The following is a 15,042-nucleotide window of genomic DNA, read 5'->3' on the forward strand; positions in this document are numbered from 1 at the left end:
GGGTTCCTATTTCACTTCCGGGGGTGTCTGGAAGGTGTGGTAGGGCGCAGGCGAAGGTATCGACCACTCAAGGCCCTCGGCGCCATCCCAGGGTTTTGCCGGTGCCGGCGCGCCCCCGCGGATGCACTTGATGACAATGAACAGGAAGAAGATCTGCGTGGCGCCGAACATGAACGCGCCGATCGACGACACCATGTTGAAATCGGCGAACTGCAGGTTGTAGTCGGGGATGCGCCGCGGCATGCCGGCCAAACCTACGAAGTGCATGGGGAAGAAGGCCATGTTCATGCCGACGAACGACAGCCAGAAGTGCAGTTTGCCGAGAGTTTCGTCGTACATGTGGCCAGTCCATTTCGGCAGCCAGTAGTAGGCCGAGGCGAAGATGCCGAAGATTGCACCGGGTACCAGTACGTAATGGAAATGCGCCACCACGAAGTAAGTGTCGTGGTACTGGAAGTCCGCCGGGGCGATCGCCAGCATCAGCCCGGAGAAACCACCGATGGTGAACAGGATGACAAAGGCGATGGCGAACAGCATCGGCGTTTCGAAGGTGAGCGAACCTTCCCACATGGTGCTGACCCAGTTGAATACCTTCACCCCGGTGGGCACCGCAATCAGCATGGTGGCGTACATGAAGAACAACTCGCCGACCACCGGGATACCGACCACGAACATATGGTGGGCCCAGACGATGAATGACAGGAAGGCAATGGCGCCGGTGGCATACACCATCGAGGTATAACCGAACAGCGGCTTGCGCGAGAACGCCGGGATGATCGAGCTGACGGCGCCGAAGGCCGGCAGGATCATGATGTACACCTCAGGGTGACCGAAGAACCAGAACACATGCTGAAACAGCACCGGGTCACCGCCACCTGCGGCACTGAAAAAGCTGGTACCGAAGTGGATGTCCATCAGCATCATGGTTACCACGCCGGCCAGCACCGGCATCACCGCAATCAGCAGGAACGCGGTAATCAACCAGGTCCAGACGAACAGCGGCATTTTCATCAGCGTCATGCCGGGGGCACGCAGGTTGAGGATGGTGGCAATCACGTTGATCGCCCCCATGATCGAACTGATACCCATCAGGTGGATGGCGAAGATGAAGAAGGTGACGCTGGCTGGCGCATAGGTGGTGGAAAGGGGTGCGTAGAACGTCCAGCCAAAGTTTGGCCCTCCGCCCGGGCTGAACAGGGTCGATACCAGCAGCAGGAAGGCCGCCGGCAGCAGCCAGAAGCTGAAGTTGTTCATCCGTGGCAGTGCCATGTCGGGCGCGCCGACCATCAGCGGAATCATCCAGTTGGCCAGGCCGACGAAGGCCGGCATCACCGCGCCGAACACCATGATCAGGCCATGCATGGTAGTCATCTGGTTGAAGAATTCCGGCTCCACGATCTGCAAGCCAGGCTGGAACAGCTCGGCGCGGATCACCATCGCGAACGAGCCACCCAGCAGGAACATGATGAAACTGAACCACAGGTACATCGTGCCGATGTCTTTATGGTTGGTGGTCAGCACCCAGCGCATCAGGCCCTTGGCCGGGCCGTGCGCATGGTCGTGGCCGTGGGCGTGGTCGTCGATCACTGCACTCATGTCCTGTCTCCTGCAATCCATTGATTGCCGCGAGTAACCCGGTTCACTTGGCTTCTGCCTGCTTCAGCGCCAGCACGTCCTTCGGCGTGACCATGTCGCCTTTGTTGTTGCCCCAGGCATTGCGCTCGTAGGTGACCACAGCAGCGATGTCGACTTCCGACAGCTGCTTGCCGAAAGCGGCCATGGCCGTGCCGGGCTTGCCATGGAAGACAATGCTCAGGTGGTCTTCCTTCGGCCCGTTGGCAATCTTCGAGCCCTTTAGCGCCGGGAACATTGGTGGCAGGCCCTGGCCTTCGGCCTGGTGACAGGCCACGCAGGCGGTGTGGTAGACCTTGTCGCCACGCTCCACCAGCTCTTCCAGGGTCCATTCCTTGCTGGTCAGCTCCTTGAGCTTGGCGGCTTCAGCCTTGCGCTCGCCCAGCCAGGTGTCGTAGTCGGCCTTGGACTTGACCTCGACCACCACCGGCATGAAGCCGTGGTCCTTGCCGCACAGTTCGGTGCACTGGCCGCGGTAGATGCCTGGCTTTTCGATACGGGTCCAGGCTTCGTTGACAAAGCCTGGGATGGCGTCGCGTTTGACCGCGAAGGCCGGCACCCACCAGGAGTGGATGACATCGGCGGCGGTCACCAGGAAACGCACCTTGGCCCCCACCGGCAGCACCAGCGGCTGGTCGACTTCCAGCAGGTAATGCTCATCCTTGGGCGCCTTGTTGTGAATCTGGTCGGTGGGAGTGGCCAGGTTGCTGAAGAACTCCACGTCCTGGCCCAGGTATTTGTAGTGCCATTTCCACTGGTAGCCGGTGACCTGGACGTCGATGTCCGACTCGCTGGCGTCATAGATGTCGATCAAGGTCTTGGTAGCCGGAATGGCCATCACCACCAGAATCAGGAAGGGCACCACCGTCCAGAGAATTTCCACCCACGTGTGCTCATGGAAATGCGCGGCCTGCTGGCCAGTGGAGCGGCGGTGGATGACCATGGACCAGAACATCGCGCCAAACACCACGATGCCGATGATCACGCAGATCCAGAAGATGGTCATGTGCAGGTCGAAGACGGCGTTGGAGACCTCCGTCGCCCCTGGGTGCATGTTCACGGTCCAGGCGGCGTTCGCCTGGCCATAAACCGACCACAACAGGAGGCCCATCCAGACATGTGGATGTCGCATCATTGCGGGTTCCCCTTCTAATTCTTGTTGTCCCGGAGGCGTGGCCTGCGGCAAGAGGGAACGGCGGTCAAGACTGCATGGCTTCGACGACCGAGCCCCTGCTAAAAGCAGTCGGGCCTCATCAACGAATCACGTTCAACGGGAGTATAGACAGCGACCAATGGCACGCAATGAAGCCTGTGAAATGAACTTCATGAAATGGCTGAATGGCCTGAAAACCGCGTGCTTGATAGGGCATGGCGTAATAATGGCATAGCTATATACCTGATAACGCACACGTTTGCGTGACTTATAACAAATACGTCTTAGGTATTCTGTATACCGAGCTAATTTAGTGTCTTCCGTTTGAAACGTAATGTCCCTGGAGTTGTCATGAACATCGCTGCTGTACGCGAGCAGGTAAGCCAAGCCCATCAACATGAAGGCCAGACCGGCCAATTGAAACAGCGTCTCGAGCTGCAACTGCCCCACCTGCACCCCTCGATCCGACTGCCTGAGCAGGACGCCCAGGGTACTTTGGCGCGCTTCGTCAGCGCCTACATCGACCAGGTTCCGGAATTGCTGGAGGCCGCCCACGAGGTCGCCCGCGAAGCCGGGATCGAATCGCAGATCAAACCTGTACTGAAAATTGCCGAAGCCTACTTCCTGCAGCCGCCCAGCTTGATGCAAGGGCATGTAGGCCTGGACTGCCTTCTGGATGAAGCCTACCTGGCGCACCGCCTGGTGGAAGAGGTGAATGACTTGTACATTCGCCACTTCCAGCAGCCGTTGATCCCGGTCGATACCACTGTCGCCAACCTGATTGCCCACCAGTTGATTGGCGAAAGCTTTGCCAACCAACTGGATGAAGTGGTGCACCACTCGGTCGACGAAATGCTCAATGACGAGAGCTTTGCGGTTGAATCGGTGGAGGCCTATCGAGAGAAGCTGAGCAGCCCGGCAACTGGCGCAGCGTGGAAGCGCTGGCCGTGCCTGTCGCGCCAACTAGGTGTCGAGCTGGGTCAGCCGGCCTGATATACCTGTCACGGCGTAGGTGCATCGGTGGTTCGGCGCAGGCCGTCGTAGGAGCGGGTTTACCCGCGAAAGGGCCGGCCCTGCTGGCCAATCTCCACCCACCGATCACCGTTGCCGCCACTACCGTATTCGCGGGTAAACCCGCCCCTACACACGCATCGGTGGTTCGCCACAGGCCGTCGTAGGAGCGGATTCACCCGCGAAAGGGCCGGCCCTGCTGGCCAATCTCCACCCGCCGATCACCGTTGCCGCCGCTACCGTATTCGCGGGTAAACCCGCTCCTACGCCCCAACCCCCGCCGTAGTCCGCAACCGCCCCTCGATCCGCCGCTTAAGGCGCCGCTGCTCGATCAACAAGCGCGAACCATTGGCAGAATTGCTGCGGCTCCAGTCCTCCAGCAATTCAAGGCACGAGTGGTCGATATAACTCAGGTTCCCCAGTGGCACATGCAGCGTGGTGCCCGCCGGTACGGTATCCAGCACCTGGGTCAGCGCCGGCACCTTCAGGAAGGTCGCCGCGCCACTGAGGCGCAGTTCCATATGCCCATCCTTGGCCAGGCTCACCAGGTTTATCTTCAACCGCGCCGCCTTGAACGCCAGCTTCAGCAAGGTCAGGGCAAAGCCCAGCAGTACACCGGTCAGCAGGTCGGTAAAGATGATCGCCAGCGCAGTCGCCGCATAGGTGAACATCGGCATGCGCCCATAACGGCCCAGCCCGCGAAACGCCTTGAAGTCGACCAGTTTGACCCCGGTAAACACCAGCACCCCCGCCAGGCTCGCCACCGGGATTTGCTGCAGCACGCTGCTCAGCGCTACCACGAAGGCCAGCAACCACAAGCCATGGAAGATTGCCGAGGCCCGGGTTTGCGCCCCCGCCTGGACGTTGGCCGAGCTGCGCACGATCACCCCGGTCATCGGCAAAGCACCCAGCACCCCGCAAAGCATGTTGCCAATGCCTTGGGCTGAAAGCTCGCGGTCAAAATCCGAGCGCTGACCACTGTGCATGCGATCGACCGCTGCAGCCGACAGCAGGGTTTCGGCACTGGCGATGAAAGCGAGGGCAAAGGCAGCGACCAGCAGAGCAGGGTCAGCCAGTTGCATCAGGTCACCCGGGCGAATCCAGTCAATGGCCTCGGTCAGGTCTGCCGGCACTTGCACGCGGTTCACCGGCAGGACCAGCCACATGCTGATGGCGGTCATGCTTGCGACGCCGAGCAGGGCACCCGGCACGAAGCGCAGCCGCTGCGGCCGAAGGCGCTCCCAGCCCCACATGATGGCGATGGTCCCCAAGCCTAGCGCACCGGCCATCCAGCCTGAGCCAACGCTTTCCTGTGGCAGGGCTGCCGCCACGGTTGCCGGGAACGCCAGCAGGTTCTGCAGACCTGACGGTTGCGGCGCGGTGTCGAACATCACATGCACCTGAGACAGCACGATCAACACGCCAATCCCCGCCAGCATGCCGTACACCACCGCCGGCGCAGTGACGCGGAACCAGCAGCCCAGACGCAGACGCCCGGCCAGTAACTGCAGCAGGCCGGCCAACAGCAGGATCGGCCCAAGCATGGCCATACCATGTTGGCGCACCAGCTCGAACACCAATACCGCCAGACCAGCGGCCGGACCGCTCACCTGCAGCGGCGAGCCGGCAAGGAAACCCACGACAATGCCGCCGATAATTCCGGTAATCAGGCCTTTCGCCGGAGGCATGCCCGAGGCGATCGCAATGCCCATGCACAACGGCAGGGCCACCAGGAAGACCACCACCGACGCCAGCAACTCACGCGGCAGGGCCGCTTTCAACTGTGTAATGTTCACCGTGTTTCTCCTTTCTCTAAACACACGGCCATTCCCCTGGCCGTGGGCACATTTGCCCCTGAAGAGCGCGCAAGCGCAGGCCGCCAGCGGGCTTGCCGGCAGGGCAGTCAGGGAATTCAAGGCAGCCGAAGGCCGCGCCACACCCCACAGGGTGCAGCCGGCTATCAAGGTTCTAGCGGCGGACGGGTCGCTTAGTAGCGGCCTCTCGGAGTGGCGCAGGGCACGGGTTCACCCGCGGCCAAGGGCAGGAAGCTGTCGCTGGCAGCGTCATAGGCTTCGATCTTGCTGGTCTCGATGTCGTACACCCAACCATGAATGAACAGCTCACCGGCCGCCAGGCGCGAAGCCACCGAAGGATGGGTGCGCAAGTGATGCAACTGGGCGATGACGTTTTCTTTGGTCAGCACTTGCATCGTCTCGTGTTCGCTGCCGCAGGAGCAGTTGTTCTCGACCACGGTGCGGGCCACTTCAGCGTGGCGCAACCAGGCGCCAACGGTAGGCATCTTGGTCAGCGACTGCGGGTTGAGTACCGCACGCATGGCGCCACAGTCGGAGTGGCCACAGATGATGATGTGGTGCACTTTAAGCGCCATCACGGCGTACTCGATGGCGCTGGAAACCCCCCCGTTCATCTGGCCATAAGGCGGTACCACGTTACCCACGTTACGGGTTACGAACAGGTCGCCTGGCGAGCTCTGGGTGATCAGCTCGGGAACGATGCGCGAATCGGCACAGGTGATGAACATGGCGCGTGGTGTTTGCGCGGTGGCGAGCTTCTTGAACAGCTCTTGCTGATCCGGGAAAACATCATGGTGAAAGCGCAGGAAGCCGTCGACGATGTGCTTAAGGGCAGCATCGGCGCTTTCCGCGGGGACCTGCGGTACGACCTTGGATGGGTCCTTGACGGGCATGATTCATCCTCTTGACGGTGTGTAGGTAAATCCATTTTACCGGTGAAAGATTCAGGCTATGCAGGGTTTTAGATGACACGCACGGGCCATAGATCACAGCCGGTGTGGACTTATTACCTACGCTAGCGGGGAAAACTTAACTGAAACTTAATTAGAAGGCTCTAGAACGGGCGTTCCAGAGAAAAAGGCGGGAGTTGGATAATAGCAAAAAAACATCAGCTGCCAATATGTATTAGCACAATTATTGGTTGTTATTAGTTGCGTTGTGAGCAATGCACAGCCCCTGTGGGGGCGGGTTCATGTCAGAACAGCGCCATCTGCCCACCCGGCGGGCAAAACGCCGAACAATCCAGCGCCTGCGCCTCGCGCCCTTCGAAGTCCAGCCGCTTCATTGCCTTGGCAAAGCGCTGCGCCAGCAACTCGGCAAACACCCCTTCACCACGCATGCGCACGCCAAACCGGCTGTCGTACAGCTCGCCGCCGCGGCTCTGGCGGATCAGGCTCAGAACATGCGCCGCCCGCTGCGGGTAATGGTCCTGCAACCATTGCTCGAACAACGGCGCCACCTCGCGCGGCAAGCGCAGCATCATGTAGGCCGCACTCTGTGCGCCAGCCTCCCTGGCCGCCTCCAGCAGGCGCTCCAGCTCACTGTCGTTGATCATCGGAATCATCGGCGAACACAAAACGCCCACCGGTACGCCCGCTTCACGCAATACCCGGATGGCCCTCAACCTTGCACCGGGTGAAGCCGCTCGGGGTTCGAGCACCCGTTTGAGACCATCGTCCAGCGTGGTCAGGCTGATCATCACCCGTGCCAGGCGCTGGCGGGCCATCTCGGCCAGCAGGTCGAGGTCGCGCAGCACCAGTGAACCCTTGGTGACAATGGTCACCGGGTGACGGAAACGCAGTAACACTTCAAGCAAGCGCCGGGTCAATAACTGTTCCCGCTCGATCGGCTGGTAGGGGTCGGTGTTGGAGCCGAGATTGATCGGCGCGCACACGTAGCCCGGTTTGCTCAATTGCTGTGCCAGCACCTCGGCGGCGTTGGTCTTGGCAATCAGTTTGGTCTCGAAATCCAGGCCGGGAGAAAGGTCCCAGTAGGCGTGTGAGGGGCGGGCATAGCAGTAGATGCAGCCATGCTCACAGCCACGGTAAGGGTTGATGGAGCGATCGAAGGGCAGGTCGGGCGAGGTGTTGCGGCTGATCACCGACTTGGCCGTCTCGGTCCGCACCTCGGTGCCCTGGGTTTGCGGCACTTCCTGGTACCAGCCGTCATCTTCTGCCACCGAATGACCAGGGGCAAAGCGGTTGTGTGGGTTGTGTGCCGTGCCACGGCCCTTTTGCGGTGCTGGAGGAATCATGGCTCACCCGAATACTGTATTCATATACAGTACAACGCATCCCAGGATCTTTCCAGCACCTCTGGTCTGGCTAATTCAGGCCATGCCAATTGAGGTACGCTGCCTGGCTCGATTGCCGCCCTAGAAATGCCTCGATGCCTTCACGTAACGGGCGGGATGCCCCTGGGACGAACAGTGCTTCCTGCAGTGCCCGGCCCGTGGCTCCGTTCAACAGGCCCTCGGCTTCGAAGCGGGTGAACACATCGAAGGCATGCACATCCGACCACAGGTAGGCGTAGTAACCAGCATCGTAGCCGTTTACAAGGTGGTCGAAGGCATGCGCCGGATGTTCGAAATCAGCGAGCGGCCAGTAACCACAACGCTCGCGGGCATCACCCAGTCGCTGTTCCAAGGACCTGCCATCGTTTGGTGTGCCATGCAGGTCCATGTCGAACAACGCCAGGCACAGATCACTCGCGATCTCCTCCACGCCCTGCTGTCGTAACTGCTGCAGGCAGCCATCGGCTTGCTTGCGGGATAGTTGGCGGCCGTCCTGTGTGCGCGCCGAGATCGCCACCAGATAGTCTGCATCCCAGACCCAACGCTCGAACAGCTTGCCGAACAACTCCACACCATCGGTGCCCAACTCGGTCACGTTGGACATGACGTGGTTCGTCGTACGCACCAGCAGGTGGTGCAGGGCATGGCCGAATTCATGGAAAAGCTTGCGCAGTGACAAATGGTCGAGCAACGGCTGAAAACCTGACAGCGCTTGCGGTACATCACTGAACACCACCACCGAGGCTGCCTGGTAGATACCCTCTGCATCGACCCGGCGATTCCTTACGTAAGTGGTGAACACCGCGTCTGGCTGCTTGCCTGCGTGTTGCACGGCATCCAGATACAGAAAGCCAATGAAAGCGCTGTCCTGCCACACCTCGAATGGCTGCACGCTGTCATCCCAAGCAGGCAGCGCTTTGGGCTGCAGCACTGCACCAAACAACTTCCGCGCCAATTGCTGTAACGCACTGACAACGGTATTCAGCGGGAAGTAATCGCGCAGCGCTTCGGCAGGACACTCACTGCGCGAAGCACGCCGCAGGTACTCGAAATCCCAGGGTTGAGGTTTGCCCAGGCCCTGCTCGGTAGCCCCGCGCTCCACCTGCGAACGCCACCGCAACATGGCGGGTCGCACATGATCGGCCAGATCGTGAAGAAAGCCGCATACCTGGGCTACCGAGCCCGCACTCTTCACCTGCAGACTCTGCTCCAGATGGCCGGAATAACCGAGCAGGAGAGCCTTCGCCTCAAGCAACTGCGCCAGTTGCTGCAGATACGTGCCGTTGTCCTGTTGCGGATCATGGCTGATGCCGCGGGCGTGGAAAGCCCGGTACACACGCTCACGGAGCTGGCGGTTGGCAGCATGTTTGAGCACCTCTCGAGTAGTCAGCGTGTCACAGGCAATCAGCCACCCCTGCTTACCTGCTTGTTGCGCTCCTGCAGCCAATTCGTCGCGTACGCGCTGCGGGAGGCCGCTCAGCTCGGCTTCATCGGTGACAGTGAGCCCAGGCCGGTTGATGTTGCCGCGGAACGCCTCGCGTACAGTGCCAATCTGCTCCTGAAGGTTTGCCAGACGCGCTTTGCCTGTGGAGTCGAGTAACGCACCGCCAGCGGCGAACTTGTCCAGGTGCCAACGCAAGGTGGCGCGCTTTCCGGTATCCAGTTGTTTGCCGATGTCACTGCCGGCCAAGCGTTCATAAAGCTCATGCAAGCCAGTGTTGGCGAATTTCTGCTCGAAGCGTGCCGTCACTCTGCCGTAGAAATCGATGATGGCGTTGGCCCAGGCCGTATCCCGGCCGACCAGTGGTGAGGCGGCATACAACACTGCCAGCAGTCGGCTATCCAGCCCATCCACCGCCAGCACCATGTCATCCCAGGTGGGCATGGTTCGTTGATCAAGGATGATGCGTTCGACACCGTTCTCGTGTGCCTGCAGCACGTGAGCGAATGCCGCCTGCATGTTTTCGAGGGTGATGGAGGAGTAATCGACGGGGATATGGCTATCTTGCAGAAGAGGGTTGGCCATGACGCACACCTTGCTGGTAGAAATGAGCAAGAGAGCTTGCATGGCCAGCGTGTGCCAGGTGGCCTGACTATCTAACACCTGTCCATGCCTGCCCGGGCATTGCGCCCGGGTGGCATGACCGTATTACTCAGCCGGCTTTTTCAGCTTCGGATTTGGGAAGAACTGCACGGTCTGCACCTTGGCCGGCGCGGCTTTCGGCGCCAGGTGGTTGACCCGGGTGCCCAGTTCCTTCGGCACCGACAAGCCCTGCTCGTTGAGGGTGTCGGTAAAGCCGCAAGCCACACACTCGCGGTGCGGTACGCCGTCTTCGTTCCACATCATCAGCTTGTCGGGCTCGCTGCACGCCGGGCACACGGCACCGGCAATGAAGCGCTTCTTGGTCTTGTTCACAGCTACCTCACTCATGCTGCAGCGTCCTCGGTGAGACCACTGTGGCGCAGCAATGCATCGATGGAAGGCTCACGGCCACGGAAGTCGACGAACAGCTCCATCGGCTCGCGCGAACCCCCACGGGCCAGGATCGCCTCGCGGAAGGCGCGGCCGGTCTCGGCGTTCAGCACGCCTTCTTCCTCGAAGCGCGAGAAGGCGTCAGCCGACAGCACTTCGGCCCACTTGTAGCTGTAGTAGCCCGCCGCGTAACCACCCGCGAAAATGTGCGCAAAGCTGTTGGGGAAGCGGTTGTAAGCCGGCGGGCGCATGACCGACACCTCGTCACGCACACCTTCGAGCACCTGCAATACGCTGCGGCCGTCGCCATGGCTGGCGTGCAGCTCGAAATCGAACAGCGAGAACTCCAGCTGGCGCACCATCATCATGCCCGACTGGAAGTTTTTCGCGGCCAGCATTTTGTCCAGCAGGTCCTGGGGCAGGGCGGCGCCGGTTTCGTAGTGACCCGAAATCAGTGCCAGGCCTTCCGGCTCCCAGCACCAGTTTTCCATGAACTGGCTTGGCAGCTCGACCGCATCCCAGGCCACGCCGTTGATGCCGGACACGCCGGCATGCTCGATGCGGGTCAGCATGTGGTGCAGGCCGTGACCGAATTCGTGGAACAGGGTGGTGACTTCATCGTGGGTCAGCAACGCGGGCTTGCCGGGCGCGGCCGGGGTGAAGTTGCACACCAGATTGGCCACCGGGCTCTGCAGCTGGCCGCCGGCGGTGCGGCGACGGTCACGGGCCCCGTCCATCCAGGCGCCGCCACGCTTGTTGGCGCGGGCGTACAGGTCGAAGAAGAAACGGCCAACGTGCTGACCGTTTTCCTTGATCTCGAACAGACGTACGTCCGGGTGCCAGCTGTCGAAGCCATTGAGCTCGGCGATTTCGATGCCGTACAGGCGTTGCACGATGCTGAACAGGCCGTCCAGCACCTTGTCGATCGGGAAGTAGGCGCGCAGGGCTTCCTGCGACACGCTGTAGCGCTGCTCGCGCAGCTTCTCGCCAAAGTAGCCGGCGTCCCAGCTGGCCAGCTCGGGGCAGCCTTGTTCGGCAGCGTAGGCCTTGAGCTGTTGCAGGTCCTGGGCGGCGAACGGCTTGGAACGCTTGGCAAGGTCACGCAGGAAACTCAGCACCTGGTCGCTGGACTCGGCCATCTTGGTGGCCAGGCTCAGCTCGGCGTAGTTCTTGTAGCCCAGCAGTTCGGCCAGTTCCTGGCGCAGGTCGAGGATTTCGCGCATCACCGGGCCGTTGTCGAACTGCCCGGCATTCGGGCCCTGGTCGGAGGCGCGGGTGCAGTAGGCGGCGTAGAGCTCTTCGCGCAGGGCGCGGTCGCTGGCGTAGGTCATCACCGCGTAGTAGCTGGGGAACTCGAGGGTGATCAGCCAGCCTTCCAGGCCCTTGGCCTGGGCTGCAGCGGCCATCTGCGCCTTGGCCGAATCGGTCAGGCCGGCCAGCGCAGCTTCGTCGGTAACATGCTTGGTCCATGCCTGGGTGGCGTCAAGCAGCTGATTGGAGAAACGGCTGCCCAGCTCGCTGAGCTTGCTCTGCACTTCGGCGTAGCGCTGCTGCTTGTCCGCCGGCAGGTCGATACCCGACAGGCGGAAGTCACGCAAGGCGTGCTCGAGGATAGTCTTTTGCGCCACGTCGAAGCCGGCAGCCTCCGGGCTGTCGATCAGCGCCTGGTAAGCTTCGAACAGCGCGCGGTTCTGGCCCAGTTCGGTAGAGTAGGCACTCAACGCCGGCAGGCACGACTCGTAGGCCTCGCGCAACTCGGCACTGTTGCACACCGCGTTAAGGTGGCTGACCGGGCTCCAGGCGGCGCCCAGGCGGTCGTTCAGTTCGTCCATGGCCAGCACCAGGCCGGCCCATGTAGGGTTCTTGCCCTGCTTTTCAAGGATCTCGGCAATGGCTTTACGGTTGTCGGCCAAGATCGCTTCGATCGCCGGCAACACGTGTTCGGCACGAATTTGCGAGAAGGGCGGCAGATCGTGGGATTGCAGAAGCGGGTTGTTCGCAGTCACGGTTTGGATACCTTGGCAGAAGAAACACTGCCCCATCTTAATTACAATCGACGCCGACCGCAGCAGGCAGCCTGCCTATCGGCACAGATGAGAGACGCTATCATGGCCATTCGCAGCTTCCAGCAACACACTCCGAAAGTTGGGCCCAGGGCCTTCGTCGACCGTTCGGCGGTGGTGCTGGGCGACGTGGAGATCGGTGCAGACAGTTCGATATGGCCGCTGACCGTGGTGCGCGGCGACATGCACCGCATCCGCATTGGCGCGCGCACCAGCGTGCAGGACGGCAGCGTGCTGCACATTACCCACGCAGGGCCTTTCAACCCGGATGGTTTCCCGCTGATCATCGGTGACGAAGTGACCATCGGGCACAAGGTGATGCTGCATGGCTGCACCTTGGGCAACCGCATCCTGGTGGGCATGGGCAGCACCATCATGGACGGTGCCATCGTCGAGGACGAAGTGATCATCGGCGCTGGCAGCCTGGTGCCGCCAGGCAAACGCCTGGTCAGTGGCTACCTGTACATGGGCAGCCCGGTGAGACAGGCCCGGCTGCTGAACGACAAGGAGCGCGCATTTTTCTCCTACAGCGCCGGCAACTACGTGAAGCTCAAGGACCAGCACCTGGCCGAAGGCTACGATCAACCTGAATGACCGCATTCGCGGGCACGCCCGCTCCCACAGGTTGAGTGGCGCCTTCAAGGCCTGCGCTTTACCTGTGCGGGCATGCCCGCGAAGAAGGCCACGCAGCACTCAAGTGGAACCCTGTACATGCACCAGCAAAACATCCTCTTCGACCTCGACGGCACCCTGACCGACCCACGCCTGGGCATCACCCGCTCGATCCAGTATGCCCTGGCCAAGCTGGGTATCGACGAACCGGACCTGGCCCGCCTCGAACATTTCATCGGCCCACCCCTGCTACAGGCCTTCATGCAGTTCTACCGCTTCGACGAAGCCAAGGCCTGGGATGCGGTGAACTTCTACCGGGAGCGCTTCCGCGTGACCGGGCTTTACGAAAACCTGGTGTTCGCCGGCGTGCCCGAATTGCTCGAAGCCCTGAACAGGCAGGGCCGCACGTTGTACATTGCCACCTCCAAACCGTGGGAGTTCGCCCGCGAAATAGCCCGGCACTTTGCCTTCGATCATCACTTCAAGGTGATCTACGGCAGTGAACTGGACGGCACGCGCACCAACAAGGTCGAGCTGATTCGCCATTTACTGGATGAAGAAGGGCTGGACCCTGCACAGACGCTGATGATCGGTGACCGCAAGCATGACCTGATCGGCGCGCGCAGCAACGGGCTGCAGGCAGTGGCGGTGGGATACGGGTTTGGTAGCCGGGAAGAGCTGATGGCGGAAGAACCCGCTTTCCACTTCGCCACGGTAGCCGATTTGCATCAGGCTTTTAGCAAGGCTTGAGGGCCAGCAGAGCTGCTTTGCAGCCGGCCCTCCCACATCGATCGGCGTAAGCAGGGCCTTTGTGGGAGCGGCCTTGTGTCGCGATGGGCCGCAAAGCGGCCCCAAAATCTCAAAGGCTAACCATCAGACGCTGCAGTGCCGCTTTCCTTTCTTCAATCGGCAACCGCCCCAAATGCTCGACCCGCGCGTAAAACCGAACCCAATCCCCACCCACCTCACGAAATAGCGCCGCAAACGCCGGCACCCACTGGTCATATAGCCCGAACGGCAACAACTTGGCATTGTTCATCGGCCCATACATCCAGGCGTCATAGCGTTTGTCACCGCCCCACTGGCCATCACGCACCTGCCGGTATTCACGCCTCAAACGCTCAAACTCGGCCTGCTTGGCCCGGCGCTTGTGCGCATCATCCAACGGCCCCGCATAAATTGCCTGCAATCGCTCACGGCTGGCCAACACCAGGCGGATAAACTGGTCGCGCTGCTTTCCCTGATCCCCGCCAACCGCCGCCAGCCCACGCGCCGCGCGCCATTGCCGCGTCCCCTCCTGCTCGACGAACGAGGCAAACGATTCATTGAACTCGGTATCGTCCTGCACATAGAAGCGCTGGTGGGCCAGTTCATGAAAGATCAACGTAGCCAGGCGCTCATCGCCCCAGCCCACCATCGACGACAAAATCGGGTCATCGAACCAACCCAGGGTCGAATAGGCTTCCACACCGCCTACGTACACATCCAGGCCATCCTGGCGCATCAACGCCGCCGCGCCTCGCGCCGCGCCTTGCCGGTAGTAGCCGCGGTACGCCACGCACCCGGCAATCGGAAAGCAGTGCGTTACCGGTTGCAACGACAACTCGGGCGCGGCGAACACATTCCACACCACGTAAGGGCGGCCAAGGTCGGCGTATACCCGGTAGCTGCGGTTGTCCGGCAGTTTCAATTGCTGGCTGGCAAACACCCGCGCCTGTTCGGCCTGTTGCAGGTGCGCGCGCAAGGGTGCAGGGGTAGCAGGGTCGGCCAATACCTGCTCTACAGGCTGCCGCGCCCGCAGCAACTGCCACTGGCCCTGCGCCAATTGCCCATAGTAGGCGACATTGCTGCAACCGTTCAGCAGAAGCGCCGCAAGCAGCGGAACCAAACGGGTGAAGTTGCGGTCGAGTGCCCCAAGGCCTGAGCGCTGCATAAGAAAAAGTCGAAGCATCCGGGACTGTCTGACTCGCTCAAGGCCATTTCGCTCCAAG

The 15,042-nt window shown here is 61.2% G+C and carries 12 protein-coding genes; 3 read left to right on the plus strand and 9 right to left on the minus strand.

What is annotated here, in order from left to right:
- Positions 1-6: 6 nt before the first annotated feature.
- Both ctaD and coxB read right to left on the minus strand, forming a co-directional pair.
- A complete protein-coding gene (ctaD, locus tag J3A98_RS23945) occupies positions 7-1,596 on the minus strand; it encodes a cytochrome c oxidase subunit I (RefSeq protein ID WP_014589242.1) in 1,590 nt (529 codons plus the stop codon).
- Between the two features lie 43 nt (positions 1,597-1,639).
- Complete coding sequence (coxB, locus tag J3A98_RS23950) at positions 1,640-2,767, minus strand: cytochrome c oxidase subunit II (RefSeq protein ID WP_209968952.1); 1,128 nt, start codon at positions 2,765-2,767, stop codon at positions 1,640-1,642.
- 369 nt (positions 2,768-3,136) lie between these two features.
- Here coxB and J3A98_RS23955 point away from each other — a divergent pair, with 369 nt between their 5' ends.
- Positions 3,137-3,778 carry a hypothetical protein gene (locus tag J3A98_RS23955; RefSeq protein ID WP_176682999.1) on the plus strand — a complete coding sequence of 214 codons (642 nt, stop codon included), beginning with the start codon at positions 3,137-3,139 and terminating at the stop codon, positions 3,776-3,778.
- Between the two features lie 281 nt (positions 3,779-4,059).
- Here the strand turns inward: J3A98_RS23955 and J3A98_RS23960 are convergent, their stop codons facing one another.
- From J3A98_RS23960 to prlC, 6 genes are all read right to left on the minus strand, one after another.
- Positions 4,060-5,592, minus strand: coding sequence for a SulP family inorganic anion transporter (locus J3A98_RS23960; protein WP_209968956.1), 1,533 nt, complete (start codon positions 5,590-5,592; stop codon positions 4,060-4,062).
- Positions 5,593-5,783: 191 nt separating this feature from the next.
- The gene (locus J3A98_RS23965) at positions 5,784-6,503 is read right to left on the minus strand and encodes a carbonic anhydrase (RefSeq protein WP_003253046.1); all 720 of its coding nucleotides are present in this window, start codon (positions 6,501-6,503) and stop codon (positions 5,784-5,786) included.
- Positions 6,504-6,805: 302 nt separating this feature from the next.
- On the minus strand, positions 6,806-7,864 hold the full coding sequence (locus tag J3A98_RS23970) for a PA0069 family radical SAM protein (RefSeq protein ID WP_176682997.1): 1,059 nt from the start codon (positions 7,862-7,864) through the stop codon (positions 6,806-6,808).
- 70 nt (positions 7,865-7,934) lie between these two features.
- Complete coding sequence (locus J3A98_RS23975) at positions 7,935-9,929, minus strand: M3 family metallopeptidase (RefSeq protein ID WP_209968958.1); 1,995 nt, start codon at positions 9,927-9,929, stop codon at positions 7,935-7,937.
- Between the two features lie 123 nt (positions 9,930-10,052).
- Positions 10,053-10,334: a YheV family putative zinc ribbon protein gene (locus J3A98_RS23980; protein ID WP_010951500.1), complete on the minus strand. Its 282-nt coding sequence runs from the start codon at positions 10,332-10,334 to the stop codon at positions 10,053-10,055.
- Positions 10,331-12,382 carry an oligopeptidase A gene (prlC, locus tag J3A98_RS23985; RefSeq protein WP_339442805.1) on the minus strand — a complete coding sequence of 684 codons (2,052 nt, stop codon included), beginning with the start codon at positions 12,380-12,382 and terminating at the stop codon, positions 10,331-10,333. Before prlC ends, J3A98_RS23980 begins: the two co-directional genes overlap by 4 nt.
- 102 nt (positions 12,383-12,484) lie before the next feature.
- Between prlC and J3A98_RS23990 the strand changes: the two genes are divergently transcribed.
- Positions 12,485-13,033 (plus strand): gamma carbonic anhydrase family protein, encoded by a 549-nt coding sequence (locus J3A98_RS23990; protein WP_209968962.1) that lies wholly within the window; start codon positions 12,485-12,487, stop codon positions 13,031-13,033.
- Positions 13,034-13,150: 117 nt separating this feature from the next.
- Complete coding sequence (locus tag J3A98_RS23995) at positions 13,151-13,801, plus strand: HAD family hydrolase (RefSeq protein ID WP_209968966.1); 651 nt, start codon at positions 13,151-13,153, stop codon at positions 13,799-13,801.
- 109 nt (positions 13,802-13,910) lie between these two features.
- On the opposite strand, the gene J3A98_RS24000 is transcribed toward J3A98_RS23995, so the two are convergent.
- A complete protein-coding gene (locus J3A98_RS24000) occupies positions 13,911-14,984 on the minus strand; it encodes an aminopeptidase (RefSeq protein WP_209968970.1) in 1,074 nt (357 codons plus the stop codon).
- Positions 14,985-15,042 lie beyond the last annotated feature (58 nt).

Source organism: Pseudomonas sp. BP6 (genome assembly GCF_017875935.1).
Classification (GTDB): domain Bacteria; phylum Pseudomonadota; class Gammaproteobacteria; order Pseudomonadales; family Pseudomonadaceae; genus Aquipseudomonas; species Aquipseudomonas putida_Y.